Origin of the sequence: Pseudoduganella umbonata, assembly GCF_014192225.1 — a bacterium.
Lineage (GTDB): Bacteria > Pseudomonadota > Gammaproteobacteria > Burkholderiales > Burkholderiaceae_D > Rugamonas > Rugamonas umbonata.
Window position 1 is genome coordinate 1 of record NZ_JACHXS010000011.1, and the last position, 24451, is coordinate 24451.

Consider the following 24451-nt stretch of genomic DNA (forward strand, 5'->3'; position numbering starts at 1 on the left):
ACCCATACAAAGTCCGAATGTACGCTTGCAGACTTACCTATTTGCCTTTAACGACTGATGTGCTTGCAAATCGGGGGCGTCCATGTACGCTGTCAATGGCCAGGATGCGCTGAAGTCGCAGGCGGGTGCGCGCACGCTGGACCCGGCCGCGCCCGTCGAAAAATTCGGCGCACCGCTGGTGGTGATGGATTCAGCGTCCAGCATCAACTGGGCATCTCCCGCATCGACGGTGCTGTTCACGGGCGCGCAGCTGCAGTGGACGACGCAGTCGGATCTGCACATGGCCGCGGCTTTCACCGTGTCCTCCGTATCGGCCGAAGCGACCGGGCTGTACACGCATGAAGGTGGCGTGCAGGCGTTTGCCGGGAACGGGCCGGTGTCGCTGCAGGCGCATACCGGGCAGCTGGAGATCCTGGCGGACAAGGAAGTGACGGTCATTTCCGTCAACGACTGCATCGAAATCAAGGCCAGCAAGAAGATCGTGCTGCAGGCGGGGCAGTCGTCGGTGACGCTGGATGGCGGGGATATTACGTTTGCTTGCCCGGGGAATTTTTCGGTGAAGGGTGGGAAGCATGTGTTGGATGGTGGGGCGTCCGCCGCGGCGAACTTCTATGGCCTATCAAACGCTCGAGTCAACTTACCGACAAATCCGTTACGTTATAGCCAGCAGATAAATATTGCAGGCATGTTGGAAAATGACCCTGAACCTGCCGGCGCTCACTACGAAATTTGGACAAAAGGTAGTGATGCACGCCTCCTTGCACGCGGCACAGTCAGTGCTGATGCCTTATCTGAGCGAATTTTCACGGATACGGCAGAGGATATCGAAATCATAGTCGGAGAAAACGAATGGGGACGATACGTGCATCGAGTAGATCTCGATGATGAAGAGGTAGATGACGCTTATATGGATGAAGAGTAATGGGTACTTGGCAGGACTTCTTACGATATGTGGATCAACTCCGGGGAAAATCTCATCAAAAGGTTCCGGGAGCTGTGATGATTTGCTTCGTGAACCGATATTTCAAACCAGCTGATGCAATAAAGTATCGAATCGAACATGATGGCAAGGTTACAGCTGGAACTACTACTGTTACAACTAATACAGTCGAGATCAAACCAGACTCCCTTCAACCCATATCGGTTTATGCATGGTCTCGCGTGCGAAAAGCGTTCAAGCTCATAGATAAGATTCCCCCACTCTTGGACCGACCGCAGCTCATCTATGAAAGGATGAAAACCTACAAGCATGAATCGAGAACTCAACAGCATCCCGAATCACTGCCGCGTGAGCCCGGCCCGCGAAAAGCGCCACCCACTTCTCCAATACCTAAACATTCCAATGATTCAACTCAACAACCTCAGGGGGTAGAGCCTGTAAAAGCAAAAAATCAGCGTGGCGAGCCAGAGCATCAAACAAATCGCAATATCGAAAATATTATCAAGGCAGCACAACTTAAGACCATATTCCCGAGCGCCGACGTAGCTTATCTAGAAAATGTCGCGGAAGAGCTAAATGCCAACCTGGAAAAGTACAAACTAGACACACCACTACGAAGAGCGCACTTTTTTGCTCAAGTGCGGCAAGAGGCCGGTGCAAGCCTATCACCGAAGCAAGAGAATTTGAATTACAAACCTGCAGTTTTAATTGCAAAATTCAGCTATTATGGTGAGCATGCTAACGAGGCAAGTCAGGATGGCAGATTAGATGAAGTCGTAAAGGTTGAAAAAATCATTGGGAACAAGAAGAAAATAATCGAAAGAGAAAAAACTATTAAAGCAGCAAACCAACAGGTTATAGCAAACAAGGCATATGGTGGTCGCGGCGGAAACGGCCCAATCTCAAGTGGCGATGGCTGGCGTTTTCGTGGGCGTGGAATCTTCCAGCTAACACTGCGCGACAACTATTCCACATTCAATAAAGAATACCCTACGTACTGGGCAGACGGTGCTGTAGATTTTTTAGCGAACCCCGACAAAGTGTGTGATTTTCCGTATTTCATCAGATCGGCTGTCTGGTATTGGGTAAAGCACTCGGCTTATGTCAAAGCCGATCAAGGAGCGAGCGATGCTGCCGTTAATTCTATAACACGCATTGTCAACGGCCGAGCAATGGACGCTGCAGCTGAACGGCGTGCAAATTTTCACGAACTTACATATCCGGCATTTAAGTAAACTATGCTCTTTACTAAAACAAATTTTTTAAGTGGCTTCATTATCGCATTCGTACTAAATGGATGTGGCGATCTCCACGCAGAAAACGCATCGCTCTGCAAGATTTCTGAATCTCCATTATTTTCTTGTAGCCTTTCCAACTCTAAAATCGTGTCTATATGCGCCTCAGCAAGTGGAAAGGCAGACTACGTGGAATATAGGTATGGAACGGATTCGAAAATGGAGTTATCGTACAAGGCGGACGCAAGCAATCAGAAAAATAAGTTTCATCGTGCCGAGATAATATACGCAAGTAACTCGGAAGATACGATCTGGTTTCGCAAAGGGCAATTCACCTATAGTATCTTTATGCCAGCCCGAGGAACACCCGGCATTGAAGTAACACGTAACAAAGATGTTATTGCTAGGCACGAATGCGCGGGAGGTTGGCGAGGAGCGACCCGCAGTACACACATTGAATCAAACTTTATAGAAGATCATGGAACGGGCGACAGTACTAAGTTTGAAAGTCTATGGTAAATCACGCGACCTAAGCAGAACACTAGAAGTACATGGGGCAGCGGTCGTTTTCACGGCGTGCGCACCACCGACACCGATAACGCAATCGACGGCTTCGGCGCGCGCGAATGCGCTATCGATCAGCAGTCGTGACCAGAGGCAGGTAATTCTAGCCTCCACCGAGTTATTCTTCTTCCGAGTCGTATGAAAGCATCTTTCGGCCTTCTTGTCGCAATAATTTCTGCGCAAGCCCTCGGGACTGCGATGACGAACTGTGCTGCGGATGAAAGAATATTGTTTTCCTGCGCAGCCAACAAAAAAACAATCTCGGTCTGCGTGTCGCCTTCAGCACTTAATAATAGCTACGTCGAATATCGATTCTCCGCAGCTGGAAAAATGACATTTTCTTATCGAGCCGATGCAAGTCAACCGAAGCATCTCTTTCAGCGCGTACATGTTACCGGCGCAAGCTCGGCAAGCACAATCATCTGGTTTGAAAATGACGGCTATGTGTACCTCATGAATGACCCTATAAAAGGCCGCCCTTCCATCTCAGTTAGAAAAGATAGAAAAACCATTACGAGAATGGAGTGCACTGGAAAATTTGCAGGCGACACCGACATTGTTAGTCCGTATATTCAAGAGAAAACCAACGATGAGTATTTTAATCTCTTGCGATAATAACTAAATCGCCGAGCAGAATTCTCGAATGCAGGATGGAAAACATAAGGCGGTGACCACAGTGAGACCGACAGCTTCGCTTATGGTCAGCGCCGTGGTGCTCTTCAGTGCCCAAGCTTGCAACGCTGCCACTGGCCTTAGCATGGCAACAACCGTCGACAAACGATACCTGGGGGGCCAGGCTATCCGGTTCGACGGCAAATTGGCAGGCGCATGGCGCGTCGACGATCGCAATGGCGATCACGTGCTCGTTCTCAGCCTCAAGGCAGCCCCCTCCCCGACAAAGCCGACTCCACGCGCATCGAAAATATCGACCTTGCGGCGCGCTACTACACGCGTCATTCTGGAACATGGCAGACGGAGTGGACAATCCGCGACGGTAGCGATTGCCCTGGACTGGACGTGGCCGGCGATTTCTTTACAGCCGACGTCGGTTTCACCGACCTGAATCTGGATGGGGTGGCTGAAGTGACCGTGCCCTATCGATTGTTTTGTGGCGGCGGGGTCGATCCATATACAGTCAAGGTCATCCTGCGTGACGGTACTACCAAGTTGGCGATCCGGCGCGAATCCCTTGTTCGCTATCCCGGCCAGTAGCCGTTCGGTGGCGAACATCGGCACGACAAGGCATTGCTTGCTCCGAAACGTGCTGCATTCAAAAAACATATGGATGGCGTATGGCGCAACGTATTCGGCGATTCGCGCGAGTAAGACACTTCCTAGTTCCGTAGCATTTCGGGCTGGAATGAGCAACTCGTTGCCCATTGCCGAACAGGCCGACTGCCCAATACGCTGCCGGCAAGGCGGTCCTGGTATCGCAGCCACGCCGCGAACCGCGCGGGCGTATTGATGCTGGCGGACTGAATGCTTTTTCCGGCGTCGCCGTCCGATGGTGCCACATGCATGAGGCACTCGATTGCCCGTCCCAGCAGGTTGGCGGCTTGCAAGGATTCCTGCGAATTGGTGGATAGGATTCCGCGCTGAGCAGCAACGGCGTAATCGTTCAACGCCTGCACCAGTCTTTCTGAATGCCCGAAATTCCTTGCAATGTAAACCTCCACATCGTCCCGTACCCAGTTTCGATTGTAATCAACTCCGGCGAGCGTGGCCTTTCCAGCCTGTCCCGGGTCGGGCGGAAGTTTCGCACCAGTGTATGAAAGCACTCGCAATACAGGATCGAACTTGTCCCGTGCCGGGTTATGAAAGCGGATAGCGACGTTCGTGACTGCTGCGCCCGGCATCAGGCCGGATTTGCCAACCGGAAGTAATACCATTGGCTTTCCATCTGGCGAAAAATCCGCTGCGCTGTTGACGGAGGCCGTTTCCGGCAGCCCGGTAACCATAAGATAGATCGGTGAAAGCAGTGTTTCGCGTCCAGTATTACGAACGGAAATCAGAGCGTCAAAAGTTTTTGCAGCGCGATTGTAGGCTAGTGGCGACTTCGTGACTGTAACGAGGTTGGTAACGTTACTGAGCGCCGCGTTTGCTGTCGGGATGGCGCAGGCCGCGAGCAGACCTGCGAGCATGCGAAAGGTTCGGTTCATACGTGGCTCCGTGACGAGATATCACGCGTCCCACCATTTGGTGAACGCGGCCGTGCCGGCTGGATGAGTTTTTCACGATCAGGCCGGAGAACCTTGCGAGCAAGCAATGTTCGCATCAGATCGACTTGCCTCCGACACGCTCACCATCAGGCCTGTATCAGATACCCAGGCACGCAAGCGATGGTCGAGAAGAACACCTGGAGAATGGCCAGGCGTCCTCGATCAACCGGGATTGCGCAGACAGCCGACGTTCCACCCACAGCATCCCTCACACTCGCAGCGCAATCCACATCACCGCCATGGCCCCCGCCGCCAGCGCCGCGATACGCCTGCCGTACACGCTGAAGCGCGAGCGGGCCAGCAGCAGCAGCAGTGGCGCGGCTACCGCAACGATCGCCACCTGCACCGCCTCGATACCGAGGTTGAACGCCAGCACGCCGGCAGCGAGCCGCAGGCCGGAGAGCTCCAACTCGCGCAGCGACGCGCCGAACGCGAGCCCGTGCACCAGCCCGAAGCCAGCGGCGATCCACGCTTCGCGGCCCCGGAAGATGGGCCGCCACGCATGCGCGGCGGAGACGAGGATCGATGCGGCGATGGCTACTTCCACCGGCTGCTCAGGCACGCGCACAGTGCCCGTGGCGCCCAGCAGCAGCGTGAGCGAATGGCCGACGGTAAATGCCGTCACCACCTTCAGCAGGCTGGCGGCCAGGTGGCGCGGGCCGCCGTAGCCGTGCCAGCGCCCGTTCTTCACCAGCAGCGCGGCGGGCAGCAGCAATGTCAGCAGGAACAGCAGGTGGTCGGCTCCTTCGGCAATGTGCGCCATGCCGAGGCGGAACAGGTCGAGGCTGCCCGCCCACCAGCGCGGGTCGGCGCCCTGCACCGTCACGCTGCGCTGGCCGAAGCGCAGCGTGCCGGCGATGCGCGGCATCGAATCCTCGCCCGTGCGCAGCGTGACCACCGCGATATGGCTTTGCACGTGATGGGCGATCGCATCGAAGTTCAGCGTGAAGCGGTCCAGCGGTGCGCCGGCCGGCGGCCTGAGCGTGACGAAGGCCACCACGTCGGCCGGGCGCTGGTGCAGCAACCAGCGCACCTTGCCCACCTTGACGGTCCAGGCCCGGCCGTCGGGCGCCACCGGGCGGATGTGCGCGGCCAGGTAAGCAGCCAGTTCCGCATCGGCGAGCAGCACGCGGTTTGACGGCACCTCGACGAGGGGCCGTCCGAATGCCAGCGCCAGCTCGTCGAGCGGCAACGTGACTTCCGCGCGCACGCTGTCGGCCCGGCCTTCCAGGAGCACCGCCGATTGCGGCGACGGATGGCCCCGTGCCGCGGCCATCGCCAGGGCGAGGCACAGAATGGCGGCCAGTTGCAGCACCCGCGACAGCATGGCGATCAGAAGCTGCCGCCGTAGTCGGCCGTCTTGTCGCGCCAGATCGTGTGGTAATGCACGTTGGCGCCGTACACGATGCCCTGCTGCACGATGAACTCGATCCACACGCGCGGCCCGTCGATGCGGATGTACGAGCGCTGCGCGTCGAGCGGCGACGATTTGGCGTTGGGGTAGGCACTGAAGTCGGCCTTGGTGCCGTTCTGGCCGACGCCATAGCCGACATACGTATTGGCCAGCGCATCGTCGGACAGGTATTCGCCCAGCAGGGCAGCTGCCACGTCCGCAGACTGCGTGCCGGCCCAGGCCTCGATCGCTGCGCGCAGATAGGCCTTCTGCGTGGTGTTCATCGCCGAGTATTGCAGGCCGCGGCCGCCGGTCGGATACACCAGCGACTTGTAGTTGCCGTCGGTGTTGCCGGAAGCGCCCATCAGCACGTCGGTGAACGTGCCGGCCAGCTTCGCCGCGGCATTGGTGGTGCTATCCGCGTAGATCGATTCGGCCAGGTTGTACATCGCGGCGCGCTGATTTTCCATCGGTGCGTGCGCCGCGCCTTTCGTGGAGGCGTCGTTCGTGACCGTGACGGTGCCGTCGGCCGCCACCGACCAGTCGGGAGGTTCGACGCCGATGAACGTTGGCGTGGCGCTGACCTTGCTGGCGTTGTACGTGATGTTGTAGGCCAGGTGGTGGCCGATCACCTGCAGTATCCATGGCGACGTGGCCGACGGCGTGCCGACGAATGCGATCGAGTACAGGTCGCTGCCGTAGCCCAGCGCGGCCATGCCGCCGCCGGTGCCGGTTGGCGCGGTGCCCGTTCCGTCGGTAGGGAATGTGCCCGTAGGCGGAGTGCCCGTGCCGCCGGCTGGGAACGTTCCGGTGGGTGGAGTGCCCGTGCCGTCGGTAGGCATCGTCCCTCCGCCCGGCATGCCGGTACCGCCGCCGGTCGCCTGCGCAGTGGCCAGCACCTGGTCGGCCGCGCGCAGCTCGTTCAGCAGCGCGATGCCGGTGGCGCCCAGCGCTTTCGCGATCACCGCATTGGCCGCCGCCAGCTGTTCCGCGGTCAGCGTGGTGGCGTTCAGGCGCAGGCCGTGGCGGTTGCCCGGCAGGTTGGTCCACTGGCTGGCATTGGCCAGCGTGTAGTCGAACAGCACAGTGGTCGACGACGTGGCGTCGGTGGCAACCGTTCTCTGCTCCGCCGACAGCGTGGCCAGGAACGCATTGGCCGTGTCGACGACGCCTGCCGTGCTGGCGCCAGCACTGGCGACGTTGACCGCCAGCGCCACGGCGGCACTGGTGGCGCTGCCCGCGGTGTTCGTGACGACGACCTTGTAGGTGCCGGCGCTGCTGGCACTGGCGGTGGCGATCCGGTACGTGCGGCCGGTGGCGCCGGCAATCGCTACGTCGTTGCGGTACCACTGGTAGGCGACGCTGACGCCATTGACCGCGACCTCGAACGTGACGCCGGTGCCAGCGTTGACGGTGCGGGCCTGCGGCTGGATGGTGATCTCGGGCGCCGTCACGGACGGCGATACGGCAATCACCGCCGCGGTGCTCTGCGCCGAGCCGGCCGCGTTGATGACCTGGACCATGTAGCTGCCGGCCGTGGAAGCGGCGTAGCTGGGCCCCGTGGCGCCGTCGATGGCGACGCCGTCCCGGTTCCACTGGTACGTCAGGTCACTGCCCTCTGCCGTCACCGTCAGCACCTGGCTGGTGCCTGTCAGGATCGTGGCGGACGCAGGCTGCGCGGTGATGACCGGGGCGCTCGTCTGCGTGACCACGGCGTTGGCGCTCGTGACCGAGCCGTCGTCCGCCGTCACCACCACGTAGTACGTGCCGGCGGTAGTGGCGGTGTAGATGGCCGACGTGGCCTTGGCGATCGGCGCGCCGTCCTGGTACCACTGGTATGCCAGGCCGCTGCCGCTGGCAACGACGGACAGCACGCTGTTCGAGCCCGTGACGATCGTGGCCGACATGGGCTGGGTGACGATGGCGGGGCCGGTGGCAGTGTCCGAACTGCTGCCGCAGCCGGACAATAACAGCGTCAGCGACGCGGCGATGGCGGCCGCCCGGGTGGAAAAGTTCATGGCGCGTGCTCCGTGGTTGTTCAGGTACGCGGCACTGTAGCGAAGGCGGTCGCTGGCGGGATCGGTATTGCGGGAGTTTTGCCGGGTTTTACCAGGCTTTACAGATGTTGCGGTAACCGGGAAACCGGTGTCTGACACTATTTTTCTGCGAAAAATAATGTCAGACACCAGGCCCACGGCAGCCAACGAAAAAGGCAGCCGAAGCTGCCTTCCATTGGCCGTGCTTGAATCGATTACTTCGATTCGCCGTCCTTGTAGGCGGCCACGCCCGACAGGATTTCCTGCTTGGCTTCTTCCGGACCGGCCCAGCCTTCGACCTTGACCCACTTGCCCGGCTCCAGGTCCTTGTAGTGTTCGAAGAAGTGCTGGATCTGCTGCAGGCGCAGGTCCTGCAGGTCTTCCGGCTTTTGCCAGTGCTTGTAGATCGGCAGCACCTTGTCGACCGGCACGGCCAGCACCTTGGCATCCTGGCCGGCTTCGTCCGTCATCTTCAGCACGCCGATGGCGCGGCAGCGCACCACCACGCCCGGGATCAGCGGAAATGGCGTGATCACCAGCACGTCGACCGGGTCGCCGTCGGCGGACAGCGTGTTCGGCACGTAGCCGTAGTTGCACGGGTAGTGCATCGCGGTGCCCATGAAGCGGTCGACGAAGATCGCGCCCGATTCCTTGTCCACTTCGTACTTGATCGGATCGGCGTTCATCGGGATTTCGATGATCACGTTGAAATCGTTCGGCACGTCGCGGCCGGCGGAAACTTTATTCAGGCTCATGTTTTTCCTCGTTAATACAGCTTTGTCAATTGGCTAAACCGCGCAATTATAGCCAAATGCAAGCTGGTGCGGCGCAGCAAAACCACACCTGAAAATAGGGACGGACCCTGTTTTTAGAGAAATTTCCTCTAAAACAGGGTCCGTCCCTATTTGTTTGTTTTACAGGATGGTGGCCAGCGCGCACTGCCGGTAGTGGCTGGCGGCTTCTTCGGGCTGCTGCAGGGCTTCGTGCAGCTGGGCGAGCTTCAGGTGGGCTTCGCGCACCATGGCGGGGTCGGTGGCGTCGGACAGCGCCTGTTCCAGGTAGCGCTGGGCCTTGCCCCACAGTTTCTGCTTCAGGCACAGCGAGCCCAGCGTGAGCGCCAGTTCGGCATCGGTCGGGCGTTCCAGCAGCCACGCTTCGCAATGCTCGATCTGGGCCAGCAGCGCGGCCGAGCCGGCCGGGGCGGCGGCGTCGCGGTAGGCGCGCACCACGCGCTCGTCCCAGTTCGCCTTCAGCGCTTCCTCGGCCACTTGCCGGGCTTCGTCGTGCAGGCCGCGGGCGTTCAGCGCGCTGGAGGCGCGGCATGCCACGAACGGCTTGACGCGGTCCACCGTCGGGATCGTGGACCAGACGCGCATGATCGACTCGGCATCGTGCGCCTTGTCCGACAGCAGGTCCTGGTAGGCCAGCTCGCGCAGGCGCGCCGACAGCGCCGGGTGCAGCGCGCGGTGCTTGTCCAGCGAACGCACCAGGCGCAGCACTTCCGGCCAGTTCTTGGCCTGCTGCTCGGCCTTCAGCGACCATTGCAGCGCGTGGATGTGGCGCGTACCGCTGGCGTTCAGCTCGCGCACGGCGGCCAGGGCCGCTTCCGGCTGGTGATCGTCGACCAGCAGTTCGGTCATCGTCATCAGGCGCGCCGTCTTCATCGCGGGATCGTCGGCGACGCGCGCCAGCCACTGGTCGCGGCGGGCATTCTGGCGCATCCGGTGCGCGGCGCGGGCGCCGATCAGCGCGGCCACGCCGGCGTTTTCCGGCAGCTCGGCGGCACGCAGCGCTGCCTTCTCGGCATGGCCGAAACGGCCTTCGAACAATGCCTTCAGCGCATCGCGCAGTCCCTTGTTGCCGTCGCGTTCACGCTTGCGCTGGCGGTATTCGGCCACCCGCGCCGGCATCTTCGCCGTGGCGCGCACCGCGCGCACCACCGCATACAGCAGCACGAACAGCAGTACCTGCAGCACCACGAAGAAGTTCAGCGACAGGTCCATCCGGTACGGCGGATAGAACAGCACCACGTTGCCCGGGTTGTAGCGGGCCGTCACGGCGACGCCGATGGCGGCCGCCATCAATGCAAGTAACCAGAGGAATACGCGCATGTCAGGGCTTCGCCTTGTAGTTGCGCACGGCGTTCAGGCTGTCCGAAAGCGTAGGCATCTCGATCGACAGGTTACTGCCCTGCACCTGGCGCAGCAGCGTCTGCACGGTTTGCGTCTGGCGCGCCCTGGTGTCGAAGTGGCGGGCCAGCGTTTCCTGCGCCGCCAGCAGGTCGGTGCGGAAAGCGGCCTCGTTGCGCGACAACAGCGCCATGCGCGCATTCAGCAGGCGCAGCTTCAGGTTCTCGCGCAGGAAGTACGCATGCTCGGGCGCGAGCATCATCGATTCAGGATGCTCCACCGTGCGCACGCGGACCAGCTGGCGCACGTCGGTCCACATCTCGCTGCTCCAGCCGTTCCAGGCCTCCTGCAGGCGCGTGACCCAGGTATCCTGCGGCACCACCGGCTCCATCTGCGGCGCCTTGCTGGCCTTGCCGGACCTGCCCTGGTAAGCCGTCGTCGTGGTGGCATCGGCCAGCATCGGCAGCGAATCGATCTGCGCGATCACATTGTCGAGCCGCACGGCCAGGCCGACCGAATCCACGCTCGGCAGGGCCTTCAGTTTTTCGGTATCGCGCGCGATGGCGCGGCGGATCGTGATGAACTGCGGCGTATCCGAACGGGACAGGCTGCGGTCGGCGTTCTGCAGCGCGATCAGCGCGCCCGGCACGTTGCCGGCCAGTTGCAGCTGCTGGCTTGCCGTCGACAGCACCTGCTCGATCTCGGCCAGTGCCCAATCGTCGCGGTTGCGCGACATGTCGTTGTACAGCTGTTCGAGCGCCAGTTGCTGGGCCTGCGCTTCCTGCTGGCGGTTTTCCAGCACGCCTACCTTCACCTGCAGGTCGCGCGTGGCTTCCTGCACCGTCTTCACCAGCTGGTTCGATTCCGCGTTCAGCGCATCGCCCTTCTGCAGCCGCAGCGCCATTTCGGACCGCACCTTGCGCATTTGCGTGTGCGTGTTGACCGCCTGCGCGGCCAGCAGCAGCGCCAGCAGGGCGACGGCAATGGTCAGGTTGCGGTTCGACAGGCCGGTGGCCGGAGCGGCGGGCGGCGGGCTGGCGGGTGCCGTTGGAACGGCCGCGCCGGCCGGGGAGCCAGCTTGTGGAGCGGCCCCGCCTTGCGGTGCGGCGGAGTCGGGTAAGGTAGGCAAATCGTTCATGGCCGTGATTGTAACGCGGCGAGCAGGCGATCGTCGCCGGATCCTGTGAGCGTCATTCTGAAGAGGCCGAGCTGGCGGGCCGTTTCGGCAATCCGGGCATGCGGGACAATGAGATGCTGCTGTTGCATCTTTGCCACAACGTCTTCGCCGCCGGCCGAACAGCCCATTTCTTCGAGCAATACGAACAGGCCCCGCAGGGCTTCCGAGCTGGTGACGATCCAGTCGTTCGGCGCGGCCAGCAGGTCCCGCAGGCGTGCCTCGAACCCGGGCGTCAGTGCCGGCACGCTGCGGCGGTAGGCTGCGACCGCCGTCACGTGGGCACCGGCGGCGCGGAAGCCGTCGCCCATCAGTTCGCGGCCCGCCTCGCCGCGTACGATCAGCACCTGTTTGCCGTTCAGGGCAGCGAGATCGAGCGCCTGCAGCAGGTGTTCGGAATCGCTGTGGACCGGGTCGAGCGGGCTGACGATATCGGCATTGCCTGCGTTGATGCCATGGGCCGCCAGCGCGGCGCGGCTGCCCTCGCCCACCACGGCCAGCGTGACGCCGGCCGGCCATTCAGTGATATGGGCGAACGCCGCGTCGATCGCGTTCGGCGACACGAACGCCACCAGCGCGAATTCGTGCAGCCGACCCAGCACGGCGCGCAGCGGCCCCGTGTCGGGCAGCGGCGAAATGTCGAGCAGCGGCAGTACTTCGGCACGCCGCCCGAGCGCAGTCACGCGCTCGGCCAGCGGCAGGGCCTGCGCGAGCGGACGGGTGATGACGACGGCGCCCGGCATCCGTCAGGCGCCGCTGCCGTCCGCCTCGGCGAGGCAGGAGGCAAGGATCGCCACGGCGTCCTGTTCGCGCAGTTTTTCCGCGACCTGGTCGCCCAGCTGGGCCGCATCGGTGGCCGGGCCATGCACCTCGGCACTGGCGACGCGCTTGCCATCCGGCGTGGCGACCATCGCGCGCAGGTACATCTGGCTGCCGACGATCGTGGCATGCGCCGCCAGCGGCACCTGGCAGCTGCCGCCGAACACCTTCGACACGCGGCGCTCGGCAGTGACGGCCTGCGCGGTCGGCACGTGGTTCAGCGGCGCCAGCAGCGCCACAAGGTCGACGCCGTCGGTGCGGGCGGCAACCTCGATGGCCATCGCGCCCTGCCCCGCGGCCGGCAGGCTGTGCTCCGGCTCCAGCACGGCGCGGATGCGCTGCGGCATGCCCAGGCGCTTCAGGCCGGCGGCAGCCAGGATGATGGCCGCGTAGTCGCCGCGGTCCAGCTTGCCCAGGCGGGTATCGAGGTTGCCGCGCAACGGCTTGATGACGAGGTGCGGATGGCGCGCGGCGATCAGCGCCTGGCGGCGCAGGCTGCTGGTGCCGACGACGGCACCGGCCGGCAGCTCGTCGAGCGACGCGTAATCGTTCGAGACGAACGCGTCGCGCGGGTCTTCGCGCTCGAGCACGGCCCCCAGCGCAAAGCCTTCCGGCAGCTCCATCGGCACGTCCTTCAGCGAATGCACGGCGAGGTCGGCGCGGCCCTCGGCCATGGCCACTTCGAGCTCCTTGACGAACAGGCCCTTGCCGCCCACCTTCGACAGCGTACGGTCCAGGATCTGGTCGCCGCGCGTGGTCATGCCGAGGATTTCAACGGAACACTGCGGATATAATAAAGACAAGCGCGCCCGCACATGCTCGGCCTGCCACATGGCGAGCCGGCTTTCGCGCGACGCGATCACCAGCCTGGATGGAACGCTTGTATTGGCATCGATATTGGTATCGATATTGGCACCGGTATTGGGGCCTGTGTTGGCATCAGTATTGGCGCCGGCAGCACTGATATCGGCGTTCGCATTCACTTCAGTCTGGACTGTTTCAGAGGTATTCAAGGCTGCTTCTTTCCTGTACTTTTCACTGTATTTTCGCTGCTGCCCGCGCTGACAGGCGTGCATCAGTTACCTGTGCGTGCGGATGGACCACAAAAATGGGCCATAAAATGGACCACAAATTCTAGCACGCGCTTTTCCTTGCAGCCGTGGCCACCAGCCCAATGCACCGAACCTCAACTTTGCCACTTCGTAGCGATCATTCCATGGTTAATCAAGCAAGTGTGAAACAAGCAGAAGAGTCAAACAACGAACCGGGCGCCGCCGACAAGGACGCGCCGCTGAAAGAGGACATCCGCCTGCTCGGCCGCCTGCTCGGCGACGTGCTGCGCGAACAGGAAGGCGAGGAAGTCTTCGCCGTGGTGGAAACCATCCGCCAGACCGCCGTGCGGTTCCGGCGGGAGGCGGATGCCGGGGCCGCGAAAGAGCTGGACGGCATGCTGAAGATCCTGACGAAGGAGCAGACCATCTCGGTGGTGCGCGCCTTCTCCTACTTCTCGCACCTGGCCAACATCGCCGAAGACCAGCACCACATCCGCCGCCGCCGCGCCCACTTGCTGGCGCACTCGCAGCCGCGGCGCGGCAGCACACGGTATGCGCTGGCCAAGCTGAAGGAAGCGGGCGTCGACCAGGCCACCGTGCAGGAGTTCTTCGAGGAAGCGCTGATCGCACCGGTACTGACCGCGCACCCGACCGAGGTGCAGCGCAAGTCGATCCTCGATGCCGAGCACGACATCGCGCGCCTGCTGGCCGAACGCGACCTGCCGCTGACGCCGCGCGAACGCGCAGCCAACCTGCACATGCTGCGCGTGCGCATCGCCACCCTGTGGCAGACCCGCATGCTGCGCTACACGAAACTGACGGTGGCGGACGAGATCGAGAACGCGCTGTCGTACTACCGCATCACGTTCCTGACCGAAGTGCCGGGCCTGTACGACGACATCGAAGCTGATATCGCCGAGCAGTACGGCACCGCGGATGCGCCAGCCGAGGTGCCCCGCATCGAAGCGCCCTATCTCCAGATGGGCAGCTGGATCGGCGGCGACCGCGACGGCAACCCGAACGTGAATGCCGACACGATGCAGCATGCGCTGGCCCGCCAGGCCACGACGATCCTCGATTTTTACCTCGACGAGGCGCACGCGCTGGGCGCCGACCTGTCGATCTCCACGCTGATGGTACCGTGCAGCCCCGCGCTGCAGGCGCTGGCCGACGCGTCGCCCGACCAGTCCGACCACCGCGCGGACGAGCCTTACCGCCGCGCCCTGATCGGCATCTACGCCCGCCTGGCCGGCACCGCCCGCAAGCTGGGCGCGACCAACATCCTGCGCAAGGAAGTGGGCCATGCCGAGCCCTACCCCGATGCCGCCGCCTTTTCGGCCGACCTGCAGGTGCTGATCGATTCGCTGGAAGCGAACCACGGCGGCATGCTGGCGCGCCCGCGCCTGACGACGCTGAAACGGGCGGCCGACATCTTCGGCTTCCACCTGGCGTCGCTGGACATGCGCCAGAGCTCGGACGTGCACGAGCGCGTGCTCACCGAACTGTTCGCCCGCGCCGGCGCGCTGCCGAACTACGCGGAGCTCGACGAGGACGCCAAGGTGGAACTGCTGCTGGAAGAGCTGGCGCAGCCGCGGCTGCTGTACTCGCCGTACCTCGACTACTCGGAGGAAACGCAGACGGAGCTGTCGATCTTCCGCGCCGCGTGCGAGATCCGCCGACGCTACGGCGAGCGGGCCATCAGCAACTACATCATCTCGCACACGGAAACCGTGTCCGACCTGCTGGAAGTGCTGGTGCTGCAGCAGGAAACGGGGCTGCTGCGCACCAACGCCGCGGGCGACACGACGGCGGACCTGATGGTGATTCCGCTGTTCGAGACGATTCCCGACCTGCAGCGCGCCGCCGGCATCATGGAAGCGGTGATGGCGCTGCCGGTCGTGAAGGACCTGATCGCGAAACGGGGCCAGATCCAGGAAGTGATGCTGGGTTACTCGGACTCGAACAAGGACGGCGGTTTCCTCACGTCGAACTGGGAACTGTACAAGGCCGAGATCGCGCTGATCGAAGTGTTCGGCAAGGCCGGCGTGAAGCTGCGCCTGTTCCATGGCCGCGGCGGCACCGTCGGCCGTGGCGGCGGACCAAGCTACGAAGCGATCCTGGCGCAGCCGAAAGGCACCGTCAACGGCCAGATCCGCCTGACCGAACAGGGCGAGATCATCGCATCGAAATTCTCGAACGCGGAGATCGGCCGCCGCAACCTGGAGCGCCTGGTGGCGGCCACGCTGGAGGCCAGCCTGATGCCGGCCGCGCACCCGGAGCACAGCGAGCAGCTGGCCGGCTTCGAGACGGTGATGACGGAACTGTCGGACCGCGCATACAAGGCATATCGGAACCTCGTGTACGAAACGCCGGGCTTCACCGACTACTTCTTTGCCGCCACGCCGATCGCCGAGATCGCGGAGCTGAACATCGGTTCGCGCCCCGCCTCGCGCAAGTCGACCAAGCGCATCGAAGACCTGCGCGCGATTCCGTGGGGCTTTTCGTGGGGCCAGTGCCGGCTGCTGCTGCCGGGCTGGTACGGTTTCGGCAGCGCCGTGGCCGGCTGGATCGCCGACGGCGACCGCGACGAGCGCATCGGGCAGCTGCGCGACATGGCCGCGCACTGGCCGTTCTTCGCCACCCTGCTGTCGAACATGGACATGGTGTTCGCCAAGACCGACCTGGCGATCGCGTCGCGCTACGCCGAACTGGTGCCGGACAAGGAACTGCGCGAGCGCATCTTCAAGCGCATCGGCGATGAATACCGCCAGACGCTGGAGGTGCTCGATACCGTGACCGGCGTGACCGAACGCCTGGCCGGCAACCCGCTGCTGGCGCGCTCGATCCAGAACCGCTTCCCCTACCTCGACCCGCTGAACCACCTGCAGGTGGAGCTGATCAAGCGGCGCCGCGCGCTGGCGGACAAGGCCGATCCCCGCGTGCACCGGGGCATCCACCTGTCGATCAACGGCGTGGCCGCGGGGCTGCGCAATACGGGCTGAGTGTGGACGTTGCCCGATGAAGCGGACCTGCGGGTCCGCTTTTTTTTATGGCGTGTCGTTATATGGCGTATCGTTGTTCGCCGTCGATGCCAGTGCCACGATCGCGGTCCCCGCGGCGGCAACCAGCGCGTCTTCGATCAGGCCGCTGCGGGTCTGGCCGATGCGCGCCATCGCCTGCTTGCGCGCATACAGCGTCAGGTAGGCAAGCGGTACGGCGGTGGCGATCGCGGCGACCGCGCCATCCTTCTCGCGGCCCTGTGGGGCCAGCGCCGCACCGGCAATCCCCGCGCTCATCACGCGCGCCAGCAGCCCGAGGAAGACGGTGCGGTCGGGCGCGGACTTCATCTTGTCCCCGGCCAGTTCGCCCGCCCCCATCGCCAGCGCACCGTACTTGAACAGCGGGTGATCCAGCAACAGCAGTTTTCCCGGCGTCTGGCGGCCCGCCAGGCGGGCCGTCGCGATGGTGGCCATGGGCGTCATCGACCTGGCGCTGGCAACCGCGCCGATCAGGATGGAAGGAAGCAGGCTGCGAATACTCATCTCTCATGACTCCTTTGCAGGTGGGTTGGATCGGCCTCTTCGGCAAGGCCACTGCTGAACTGTAGCGGCCCCCTGCCTGCGCTGTCGCCACCTTACGTTCAAGCAATGCCTGGTGGCGCTGCCACGTCCGGGGCCCCTTCGGTGCGCTTCGGTGGAACGACGGTGGTGATGCTCACCGCCACCGGATCGCTGGCCGGGAAGGACTCGTCCAGGGCTTCGTCCAGGCCGCGCGATTGCGCGTCGTCTTTGTTCGTCTCGGCAACGACGCGCTTGTCGGCGTCATTCGATGGCTTTCGTGGGGTAGTCATGCGCGCTCCAGGTTCAAGGTTGACTGCAAAGGAGGATCCCTGCATGCGGCATTGCTGCGGCAACGCGTTTCACATCAGTGGCAGGAGCCTCGTCCATTCGTCACCGGACGGCTTCCCGGCGATGTGAGCCAGCTTACCGCTTTCGCGCCGGTAAAACCCATCCCGCTTGCGGGGGATCGACGCAGGCGGATGGGCGCCCTGCCACCAGCGCCGCGTCGTCGGCTGGCGCGACCGACCGATCAGCTGCCGGGCAGCCGCAACATCGCCGAGATGCCGCGCCAGACCGATCCCAGCGCCTGGCCGGACGGCAGCGCCGGATGCAGCTGCACGATGGCGGCCTGCAGCGCGCGGTCGCCGGCCGAGCCGAAGGTCTTGCTGTCCTCGGCGACCGGGCGCTGGGAAGCCTCGGTTTCCGGTACCGCCGAACTGGCAGGCAAGTGATTGGCCATGTCGGCTTCGCGGAACAGCAGGGCGTCGTCGCCCCTGGCAACCGCCGGCGCGATCGCCACATCGGGGACGATGCCTTGCGCCTGCACCTCGCGGCCGTTGGGCGTGTAGTAGCGGGCGATGGTCAGCTTGATGGCGGATTCGTCGGTCAGCGGGAACACCGTCTGGATCGAGCCCTTGCCATAGGTGCGCGTGCCAAAGAGCTTGCCGCGGCCGTGATCCTGGATGGCGCCGGCCACCAGTTCCGCCGCCGATGCCGAGGCGCCGTTGACGAGTACGGCCAGCGGGACGTCCTGGGCGAATGCCGGCAGCTGCTCGCAGGCATCCGCGCTCCCCGGCTTGCCATAGAACCTGGGCGACACGGTGATCTTGCTGTTGCTTTCCGGGATCCGGCCGGTCGACGAGAAGACCATGGCGCCCTGCGGCAGGAAGGCGCCGGCCACGGCGACCGCTGCCGGCAGCAGGCCGCCCGGGTTGTTGCGCAGGTCCAGCACGATGCCTTTCACGGGGCGCGGCCCGTCCAGCTGGCGCAATGCGGCGATCAGTTCGGCCGCGGTATTGCCGCCGAATTCGGCGATGCGGATGCGGGCGATATCGCCGTCCAGGTGCTGCACCGTGACGGTGTGTTCCTGCAGGGTGGCGCGTTCGACGCTGAGCGTGCGCAGCGGCGTGTTGCCGCGCCGCGCCAGGGTCAGCTCCACCTTCGTTCCCGGTTCCCCGTGCACGCGGCTGGCGACCTGGCTGTCGCGCAGGCCGAACAGCGGTGCGCCGTCGATCGCGACGATCGAATCGCCGGCCCTGACGCCCTGCTTGTCCGCCGGGCTGTTTTCGGCGACGTCGCGGATCAGGACCTGCCCGTTGATCATCTCAACGCCGATCCCGATGCCCACATACTGGCCTGAATGGATGCGTTCGAGGTCTTCCAGGTCGGCCTTGTCCAGGTAGCGCGAATGCGGGTCCAGCGCGGACATCATGCCGCGGATCGCTTCCGTGAACAGTTTTTTCCGGTCGGCCGGCTCGACGTAGTCCCGCAGCACGAGCTGGTAACTGTCGAGCATCTGCTCGAACTCTTCTTTCGGTATCTGCACCGGCTCGGCCGCATGGCACGGCAGGGTTGCCGCGCAATAGCCGATCGCTGCACTCAACATCCATCGCTTCATCGTTTGCTCCTTCATGGAGCCCCGATTCTGCGGCGGGCAGGTGCCAAGTGCCGTCAAGACAGGTAATTTCACGTAAAGGCCGCTTGCCCCGTGTAGCCGAAGCTGCCGGCGGCGCGGCGTCGTTCAGTCGCAATCCTTGCAATTTGGCACCAAAAAACGACGTTTCGTCGCAATCGGTGCCGATCTGGCCGGCCGTGGCCCTAGAATCGCATCACCATACAACACAACAAAAGGTTCCTGCCATGCGCTTTGCCTTGTCCCCTGCCCGGTCTTCCGTCCTGTCCCGCACGTTTTTCCGTTCCCTGCTCTGCTCCGCCCTGTTCGCCGCTTCGGCCCATGGCGCCGAGGATGCCCGCCAGCTGGGCGCCTTCCGCGCCATCGCCATCCACGGCCCGATCAACATCGAAGTGCGTGCCGGCCAGGCGCAGTCCGTGAAAGTGATCGGCCGGCCCGAATTCATCGGCAAGGTGCTGACCAGCGTGAAGTCCGACGAACTGAGGATCGACTACGCGGAAAAGGGCAATGCCTCGCTCAAGAACGGCGACAAGATCGTGATCACCGTGCCGTCGCTGGTGAAATGCGTCGTCGAAGGTGCCGGGCAGGTCGACATCGACAACGTGAAGGAAGAGCGGCTCGACCTGCAGTTCGAGGGCGCCGGCCGGCTCGAAGCGAAGGGCAGCGCGAAGTGGCTGCGGCTGAAGGCGCGCGGCGTCGGCGAAGTGACCACCCAGCACCTGAAGGCCGAGCGCGCGGACGTGAACTTCGAAGGCATCGGCGATGTGAAGGTGCACGCCAGCCAGACGCTGAACGCGGTGGTGCGCGGCATGGGCAGCCTGACCTACTTCGGCCAGCCGAAGTCGCTGAACAAGTCGGTGTCCGGCATCGGCAGCGTCTCGGCCGGCGACTGACCGGCACGGCCACTCACGGCCTGGCGGCCAGCCTGGCGTGGCGCAGCACGCCGTTGCGCTCGAAGCCCAGCGCTTCATACAGGGCGATGGCACGCCCGTTGCGCGCTCCCACGTGCAGCATCGGCGTCACGCCCTGCCGCTGCATGCCATGCATGATGTGCTGCACCAGCAGCCTGGCATGGCCGCGCCCCGTGTACCCGGGGTGCGTGCAGACGGCGCTCACTTCGCGCAGCGTGCCGAAATCCATCCGCTCGCCGCACAGCGCGATCAGCCGGCCGGCGTCGTGGATGCCGAGGTAGCGGCCCATCGTGCCGGTGCGGGCACGGAAGTAGCCGGGAAACGCGATCGCTGTCAGCGCCTGCATGGCCGGATCGAGTGCATCGAGTTCGGCGATGCCCTCGCCCGGCGGCGGCGCCACCGGACCACCGCGGTAGACCATCTGCAGCACGCCGCCCAGTTCATTCAGCTGCCATCCCTCCGGCACCGCCGGAATCGCGCCGACGAAGTACACGTCGCCACCCAGCCGCGCGAGATCGTGCTCCGGCACGAACATGCCGTCCTCCGGCACCGCGCAGAACGGCGCCACGTCGGGCTCGTAATGCAGCATGGCGCCAAGTTCCCGCGCCAGGTGGCGCTGGCCGCTCGTCAGTGCCGCCCAGACCGGATTGGCCAGCCTTTCCATCGTCGTCCTCCTTTTGTCGTCCACCGTTTGTCGCCCACCGTTCATGCCCGCCATTTTCGACGGAGTATACTGCCCGCTTTTTCGCGAAGAATCCACGATGAGCGCCCTGCCTCCCTGCCCGCAATGCGGTTCCGAATTCACCTACCAGGACGGCGCCAACCTCGTCTGCCCCGAGTGCGCGCATGAATGGTCGGCCGCGGCCGATGCGCCCGCCGACACCGTGCGCGTGTACCGCGACGCGGCCGGCAACGTACTGCAGGATGGCGACACCGTCACCGTTATCAAGGACCTGAAGCCGAAGGGATCGGGCGGCGTGATCAAGCAGGGCACGAAGGTGAAGAACATCCGCCTCGTCGACAGCGATCACGACATCGACTGCAAGATCGACGGCTTCGGCGCGATGAGCCTGAAATCAGAATTCGTGCGCAAGGTCTGAGCGCGCAGGCGCCTGCGGGCGCCTGGCGTCCGCGCGAAATCGATTGCAACAAGAATAATACCTGCCTACAATCGCCGAGGTTTCCCACTCGAGGCAATGTATGGCATTCACGGCACGATCCTGCTCCTTCTTCCGCTCCCTCCTCCGTTTTTCCGCGCTGGCCGCCGCGCTGGCCGGCCTGCCTGCCGGCCCGGCCCTGGCCGCCGCCTGCGGCAAGGCGCCTTCCGGAGAACTGGCCGCGCAGCGGGTCGCGGCCGCGGCGCCGACGCGCACCGGCCCCCAGCTGTACGAAGGCCCCGTGTGGATCGGCGATGCGCTGTACTTCTCGGATTTCGGCCACACCGGCGGCTTCCCTTCGCGCATCCGCAAGCTGGCCGCCGACGGCACCGTCAGTACCTTCCTCGATGATAGCGGCAGCAATGGCCTTGCGGTCGATGCGCAGGGCAACCTGGTCGCCGCCACGCACAAGTACAAGGCGCTGTCGCGCTACGCGATGCCGGACAAGGCGCGCAGCGCCATCGCCGAACGTTACGAAGGCAACGTGTTCAACTCGCCGAACGACATCGCCATCGCCGCCGACGGCACGCTGTACTTCACCGATCCCGATTACCAGAAAGCGGCGGCGCCCGGCGGCCAGCCCGTGACGGGCATCTACCGCGTCGGCATCGACGGCAAGGTCACGCTGGTGGACGGCACGCGGCGCAACCCGAACGGCATCGCGCTGTCGCGGGCCGGCGACCTGCTGTACGTGAACGCCGGCGACGGCGAGGTGAAGGCCTATCCGGTCGCGAACGGCGTTCCCGGCGCCGGCCGCACGTTCATCCAGGGCATCGACGGCGGCGACGGCATGACGCTGGACTGCCACGGCAACCTGTACGTGACCGAGCACGGCGCGCGCCGCGTGCGCGTGTTCTCGGCGCAGGGCAAGGAACTGGCGACGATCCGCGTCGATGCCAACGTCACCAACGCGGCCTTCGGCGGTGCCGATGGCCGTACCCTCTTCATCACGGGCGACCGCGCACTGTGGCGCATCGCGCTCGACGTTACGGGCCAGCCTTACTGAAGGTCCGCCGCGCCCGCGGCGGGTAGAAGTATGTAGTGAATCCAACACGGAGGAGATCTGCATGCGCACCACCATGATCCTGCTCGCGGCACTGTCGCTGTCCGGCGCCGCCATGGCCCAGCCGGGCTTCGGCGAAAGCCGCTTCGAACACAGCCTGGCCGCCGACATCAATCCCGCCGGCCTGGTAGCCGGCGAAATCCGCAACGAGGATGGCCAGCGCCGCGCGGTGCTCTACCACCGCGGCCAGGCCACCGACCTGGGCACGCTGGGCGGCACCGACAGCTACTCCACCGCCATCAATGCCGCCGGCACGGTGACCGGCGGCGCGCTGGACGGCAGCAACCGCTGGCGCGCATTCCGGTGGAACCGCGATGCCGGCATGCGGGACCTGGGCACGCTGGGCGGCCGCAGCAGCCTGGGCATCGCCATCAACCAGGCCGGGCACATTGCCGGCTATGCCGACATCGAGGACGGCAACTTCCACGCCTTCGTGCACGACGGCGCGAAGATGACGGACCTCGGCACGTTCGGCGGCCGCACCAGTTACGCGACAGCCATGAACAACGGCGGCACGGTGGTGGGCGCGGCACAACTGGAAAACGGCTACCGCCACGCTTTCGCGTGGACGCCCGCCGGCGGCATGCGCGACCTCGGCACGCTGGGCGGCAGGCTCAGCGTGGCCACGGCGATCAACGACAGCGGCGTGATCGTCGGCGCCGCGGAGACGGCCGACCGCAGGTGGCACGCCTTCCTGCACGATGGCAAGAAGATGGTCGATCTCGGTGCGATGATCAAGCAGGGCCAGAGCTATGCCACCGGCATCAATGCGGCCGGCGACGTGGTCGGCACGATCCGCTACCGCGACAATGCGCCGCTGACCTTCGTCTACAAGGACGGCCGGATGCGCATCCATCAGAACCGAAACGCCCTGTACGAGACTGGCAAGATCACCGACGACGGCAAGGTGGTCGGCGCCCATTACACGGGCCACCGCTACCAGGCGCTCTCGGTGCCGTCGATCGTCGACCTGTCGTACAAGACGAAATCGTCGGACTACCTGCTGCTGGCGTTGCTGGTGCTGATGGTGGGCTGGTGCCTGCAGAAGGGCTACGTGCACTGGCGGCATGGCGTGCTGGGCAAGCCGTCGGTGTACTGACCTCGGTTGCGCTGTGCGTCGGCGGACCGGCTACGCCAGCCGGCGCGTGCCGGCGTCGGCCAGCAGCGAGGGAACGATGTCGTGCAGCGATGCCACCTCGAAGGTCGGCACGGCCTGGGAGTCGTTGGCCGCCCGGTCGGGATTGAACCAGCAGCTGTCGATGCCGTAGCGGTTGGCGCCCAGGATGTCGGCGTCGAGCCGGTCGCCGACGATGATCGCCTCGTGGCGCGCAAAGGCCCGCGCCAGCTTGCCGGCATGCTCGAAGAAGCGCACGTCCGGCTTGGCGAAGCCGCAGGCTTCGGAGGTGCAGACGAACGATATGTGCTTGCCGAGCCCGGAACTGGCGATGCGCAACTGCTGGATCTGTTCGGCGCCGTTGGTGACGATGCCCACTTCGCCCACGTCGGCCAGCCCTTCGCACAGGGCCGTCGCGCCGTCGATCAGCACCACGGTATCGGACAGCGATTCCACGAACAGCCGGCTGGCCTTCTCCGGGTCGAGATCGAGGCCATTGGCCGCGAAGGTCTGGCGGAAGCGGTCCACCTTGAGGAATTCCTTGGCGACGGTGCCGGCCTCGAAACGGCGCCACAGCGCCGTGTTGATGACCTGATAGTGCGCGAACAGCCCGTCGAGCGGGCCGGTGAAGCCGAGCGCGCCGAGCGTGCGCGCGAACGAGAGATGTTCGGATGCCTTGAAGTCGAGCAGCGTATCGTCGAGGTCGAACAGGAACAGCCGGTGTTTCATGGTTCTTGAGTTCGCTTTGGAATATTGCATCCTAGCACGGCTCGGCGATCGCTTCAGTGGATCGGAAATCCCAGCGCCGTCGGCAATGGCTGCGCCGCGACCGACGTTTCGCCTTCCGGATCGTTTTCAGTGATCCATTCGATCCAGCCCAGCACTTCGCGAATGCTGGCCAGGCCGCTGTGCAGGGCCGTGCGCGCGGAGCGCAATTCCTCGAGTTTGCCGCCGGTGTGCGCCGGGTCGATGCTGATGACCTCCGGCACGGCGCCGATACGGTGTTCCAGGTCCGCCAGGTCGGCGGTCATTTCATCCTGCAATGCCTGCAGTACGGTGACGACAAGCTCGGTGTCGCACATATCCATGTCATTCATGGGGATTCTCCAGTCAGTTTGCCAGCATGTTAAAAGCCCTCATGCGGCCAGGCGGCAGGTAAGCCAACCGGCAGGA

23 protein-coding genes are annotated in these 24451 nt (G+C 63.9%); 9 read left to right on the forward strand and 14 right to left on the reverse strand.

Translation table 11 applies throughout. From position 1 onward, the window contains the following. Window positions 1–82 precede the first annotated feature (82 nt). The 4 genes from FHS02_RS23780 (at window position 83) to FHS02_RS23795 (ending at window position 3951) form a co-directional block, all read left to right on the forward strand. A complete protein-coding gene (locus tag FHS02_RS23780) occupies window positions 83–922 on the forward strand; it encodes a DUF2345 domain-containing protein (protein WP_137316937.1) in 840 nt (279 codons plus the stop codon). Then, window positions 922–2175 (forward strand): glycoside hydrolase family 19 protein, encoded by a 1254-nt coding sequence (locus FHS02_RS23785; protein ID WP_137316936.1) that lies wholly within the window; start codon window positions 922–924, stop codon window positions 2173–2175. The genes FHS02_RS23780 and FHS02_RS23785 overlap by 1 nt, the downstream gene beginning before the upstream one ends. 702 nt (window positions 2176–2877) lie before the next feature. Beyond that, complete coding sequence (locus FHS02_RS23790; RefSeq protein WP_137316935.1) at window positions 2878–3354, forward strand: hypothetical protein; 477 nt, start codon at window positions 2878–2880, stop codon at window positions 3352–3354. 213 nt (window positions 3355–3567) lie between these two features. Then, complete coding sequence (locus tag FHS02_RS23795) at window positions 3568–3951, forward strand: M949_RS01915 family surface polysaccharide biosynthesis protein (RefSeq protein WP_137316934.1); 384 nt, start codon at window positions 3568–3570, stop codon at window positions 3949–3951. A 122-nt stretch (window positions 3952–4073) separates the two neighbouring features. Here the strand turns inward: FHS02_RS23795 and FHS02_RS23800 are convergent, their stop codons facing one another. The 8 genes from FHS02_RS23800 to hemC all read right to left on the reverse strand — a co-directional run bounded on the left by FHS02_RS23800 (window position 4074) and on the right by hemC (window position 13375). Beyond that, window positions 4074–4898, reverse strand: a complete 825-nt coding sequence (locus FHS02_RS23800; RefSeq protein ID WP_137316933.1) for a hypothetical protein — start codon at window positions 4896–4898, stop codon at window positions 4074–4076. A gap of 268 nt (window positions 4899–5166) precedes the next feature. Then, window positions 5167–6285: a HupE/UreJ family protein gene (locus tag FHS02_RS23805; protein WP_137316932.1), complete on the reverse strand. Its 1119-nt coding sequence runs from the start codon at window positions 6283–6285 to the stop codon at window positions 5167–5169. A 5-nt stretch (window positions 6286–6290) separates the two neighbouring features. Next, window positions 6291–8369 (reverse strand): DUF3500 domain-containing protein, encoded by a 2079-nt coding sequence (locus FHS02_RS23810; RefSeq protein WP_137316931.1) that lies wholly within the window; start codon window positions 8367–8369, stop codon window positions 6291–6293. Between the two features lie 233 nt (window positions 8370–8602). Next, a complete protein-coding gene (ppa, locus tag FHS02_RS23815) occupies window positions 8603–9142 on the reverse strand; it encodes an inorganic diphosphatase (RefSeq protein WP_137316930.1) in 540 nt (179 codons plus the stop codon). A 159-nt stretch (window positions 9143–9301) separates the two neighbouring features. Continuing rightward, on the reverse strand, window positions 9302–10498 hold the full coding sequence (locus FHS02_RS23820) for a heme biosynthesis protein HemY (protein ID WP_137316929.1): 1197 nt from the start codon (window positions 10496–10498) through the stop codon (window positions 9302–9304). 1 nt (window position 10499) lies between these two features. Next, window positions 10500–11654, reverse strand: a complete 1155-nt coding sequence (locus FHS02_RS23825) for a uroporphyrinogen-III C-methyltransferase (RefSeq protein WP_137316928.1) — start codon at window positions 11652–11654, stop codon at window positions 10500–10502. After that, window positions 11651–12433 carry a uroporphyrinogen-III synthase gene (locus FHS02_RS23830; protein WP_137316927.1) on the reverse strand — a complete coding sequence of 261 codons (783 nt, stop codon included), beginning with the start codon at window positions 12431–12433 and terminating at the stop codon, window positions 11651–11653. Before FHS02_RS23830 ends, FHS02_RS23825 begins: the two co-directional genes overlap by 4 nt. Window positions 12434–12436: 3 nt before the next feature. Next, entirely contained in the window at window positions 12437–13375 is a 939-nt protein-coding gene (hemC, locus tag FHS02_RS23835; protein ID WP_137317772.1) for a hydroxymethylbilane synthase, read from the reverse strand. Between the two features lie 350 nt (window positions 13376–13725). Here hemC and ppc point away from each other — a divergent pair, with 350 nt between their 5' ends. Then, window positions 13726–16563 (forward strand): phosphoenolpyruvate carboxylase, encoded by a 2838-nt coding sequence (gene ppc / locus FHS02_RS23840; protein ID WP_175424943.1) that lies wholly within the window; start codon window positions 13726–13728, stop codon window positions 16561–16563. A 45-nt stretch (window positions 16564–16608) separates the two neighbouring features. Here the strand turns inward: ppc and FHS02_RS23845 are convergent, their stop codons facing one another. The 3 genes from FHS02_RS23845 to FHS02_RS23855 all read right to left on the reverse strand — a co-directional run bounded on the left by FHS02_RS23845 (window position 16609) and on the right by FHS02_RS23855 (window position 19018). Beyond that, the gene (locus tag FHS02_RS23845; protein WP_137316925.1) at window positions 16609–17103 is read right to left on the reverse strand and encodes a hypothetical protein; all 495 of its coding nucleotides are present in this window, start codon (window positions 17101–17103) and stop codon (window positions 16609–16611) included. Between the two features lie 98 nt (window positions 17104–17201). Beyond that, a complete protein-coding gene (locus tag FHS02_RS23850; RefSeq protein ID WP_137316924.1) occupies window positions 17202–17411 on the reverse strand; it encodes a hypothetical protein in 210 nt (69 codons plus the stop codon). Window positions 17412–17650: 239 nt separating this feature from the next. After that, window positions 17651–19018: a S41 family peptidase gene (locus tag FHS02_RS23855; RefSeq protein WP_175424942.1), complete on the reverse strand. Its 1368-nt coding sequence runs from the start codon at window positions 19016–19018 to the stop codon at window positions 17651–17653. Window positions 19019–19260: 242 nt separating this feature from the next. On the opposite strand from FHS02_RS23855, the gene FHS02_RS23860 reads away from it, so the two are divergent. Beyond that, window positions 19261–19926: a GIN domain-containing protein gene (locus tag FHS02_RS23860; protein ID WP_137316922.1), complete on the forward strand. Its 666-nt coding sequence runs from the start codon at window positions 19261–19263 to the stop codon at window positions 19924–19926. Window positions 19927–19939: 13 nt separating this feature from the next. Here the strand turns inward: FHS02_RS23860 and FHS02_RS23865 are convergent, their stop codons facing one another. Further along, window positions 19940–20608 (reverse strand): GNAT family N-acetyltransferase, encoded by a 669-nt coding sequence (locus FHS02_RS23865; protein WP_175424941.1) that lies wholly within the window; start codon window positions 20606–20608, stop codon window positions 19940–19942. Window positions 20609–20705: 97 nt separating this feature from the next. Between FHS02_RS23865 and FHS02_RS23870 the strand changes: the two genes are divergently transcribed. The 3 genes from FHS02_RS23870 to FHS02_RS23880 all read left to right on the forward strand — a co-directional run bounded on the left by FHS02_RS23870 (window position 20706) and on the right by FHS02_RS23880 (window position 23263). After that, a complete protein-coding gene (locus tag FHS02_RS23870; protein WP_137316920.1) occupies window positions 20706–21044 on the forward strand; it encodes a zinc ribbon domain-containing protein YjdM in 339 nt (112 codons plus the stop codon). Window positions 21045–21144: 100 nt separating this feature from the next. Beyond that, window positions 21145–22107, forward strand: a complete 963-nt coding sequence (locus FHS02_RS23875; RefSeq protein ID WP_137316919.1) for an SMP-30/gluconolactonase/LRE family protein — start codon at window positions 21145–21147, stop codon at window positions 22105–22107. A gap of 61 nt (window positions 22108–22168) precedes the next feature. Beyond that, the gene (locus FHS02_RS23880; protein WP_175424940.1) at window positions 22169–23263 is read left to right on the forward strand and encodes an HAF repeat-containing protein; all 1095 of its coding nucleotides are present in this window, start codon (window positions 22169–22171) and stop codon (window positions 23261–23263) included. A 30-nt stretch (window positions 23264–23293) separates the two neighbouring features. Here FHS02_RS23880 and FHS02_RS23885 read toward each other — a convergent pair whose 3' ends face one another. Continuing rightward, on the reverse strand, window positions 23294–24007 hold the full coding sequence (locus tag FHS02_RS23885) for a YjjG family noncanonical pyrimidine nucleotidase (RefSeq protein ID WP_137316917.1): 714 nt from the start codon (window positions 24005–24007) through the stop codon (window positions 23294–23296). Window positions 24008–24060: 53 nt separating this feature from the next. After that, entirely contained in the window at window positions 24061–24375 is a 315-nt protein-coding gene (locus tag FHS02_RS23890) for a hypothetical protein (protein ID WP_137316916.1), read from the reverse strand. Between the last annotated feature and the right edge of the window lie 76 nt (window positions 24376–24451).

Coding starts and splice junctions, on each gene's coding strand:
- FHS02_RS23780 (WP_137316937.1), top strand. CDS start 83: ATGTACGCTGTCAATGGCCAGGATGCGCTGAAGTCGCAGGCGGGTGCG.
- FHS02_RS23785 (WP_137316936.1), top strand. CDS start 922: ATGGGTACTTGGCAGGACTTCTTACGATATGTGGATCAACTCCGGGGA.
- FHS02_RS23790 (WP_137316935.1), top strand. CDS start 2,878: ATGAAAGCATCTTTCGGCCTTCTTGTCGCAATAATTTCTGCGCAAGCC.
- FHS02_RS23795 (WP_137316934.1), top strand. CDS start 3,568: ATGGCGCGTCGACGATCGCAATGGCGATCACGTGCTCGTTCTCAGCCT.
- FHS02_RS23800 (WP_137316933.1), bottom strand. CDS start 4,898: ATGAACCGAACCTTTCGCATGCTCGCAGGTCTGCTCGCGGCCTGCGCC.
- FHS02_RS23805 (WP_137316932.1), bottom strand. CDS start 6,285: ATGCTGTCGCGGGTGCTGCAACTGGCCGCCATTCTGTGCCTCGCCCTG.
- FHS02_RS23810 (WP_137316931.1), bottom strand. CDS start 8,369: ATGAACTTTTCCACCCGGGCGGCCGCCATCGCCGCGTCGCTGACGCTG.
- ppa (WP_137316930.1), bottom strand. CDS start 9,142: ATGAGCCTGAATAAAGTTTCCGCCGGCCGCGACGTGCCGAACGATTTC.
- FHS02_RS23820 (WP_137316929.1), bottom strand. CDS start 10,498: ATGCGCGTATTCCTCTGGTTACTTGCATTGATGGCGGCCGCCATCGGC.
- FHS02_RS23825 (WP_137316928.1), bottom strand. CDS start 11,654: ATGAACGATTTGCCTACCTTACCCGACTCCGCCGCACCGCAAGGCGGG.
- FHS02_RS23830 (WP_137316927.1), bottom strand. CDS start 12,433: ATGCCGGGCGCCGTCGTCATCACCCGTCCGCTCGCGCAGGCCCTGCCG.
- ppc (WP_175424943.1), top strand. CDS start 13,726: ATGGTTAATCAAGCAAGTGTGAAACAAGCAGAAGAGTCAAACAACGAA.
- FHS02_RS23845 (WP_137316925.1), bottom strand. CDS start 17,103: ATGAGTATTCGCAGCCTGCTTCCTTCCATCCTGATCGGCGCGGTTGCC.
- FHS02_RS23850 (WP_137316924.1), bottom strand. CDS start 17,411: ATGACTACCCCACGAAAGCCATCGAATGACGCCGACAAGCGCGTCGTT.
- FHS02_RS23855 (WP_175424942.1), bottom strand. CDS start 19,018: ATGAAGCGATGGATGTTGAGTGCAGCGATCGGCTATTGCGCGGCAACC.
- FHS02_RS23860 (WP_137316922.1), top strand. CDS start 19,261: ATGCGCTTTGCCTTGTCCCCTGCCCGGTCTTCCGTCCTGTCCCGCACG.
- FHS02_RS23865 (WP_175424941.1), bottom strand. CDS start 20,608: ATGGAAAGGCTGGCCAATCCGGTCTGGGCGGCACTGACGAGCGGCCAG.
- FHS02_RS23870 (WP_137316920.1), top strand. CDS start 20,706: ATGAGCGCCCTGCCTCCCTGCCCGCAATGCGGTTCCGAATTCACCTAC.
- FHS02_RS23875 (WP_137316919.1), top strand. CDS start 21,145: ATGGCATTCACGGCACGATCCTGCTCCTTCTTCCGCTCCCTCCTCCGT.
- FHS02_RS23880 (WP_175424940.1), top strand. CDS start 22,169: ATGCGCACCACCATGATCCTGCTCGCGGCACTGTCGCTGTCCGGCGCC.
- FHS02_RS23885 (WP_137316917.1), bottom strand. CDS start 24,007: ATGAAACACCGGCTGTTCCTGTTCGACCTCGACGATACGCTGCTCGAC.
- FHS02_RS23890 (WP_137316916.1), bottom strand. CDS start 24,375: ATGAATGACATGGATATGTGCGACACCGAGCTTGTCGTCACCGTACTG.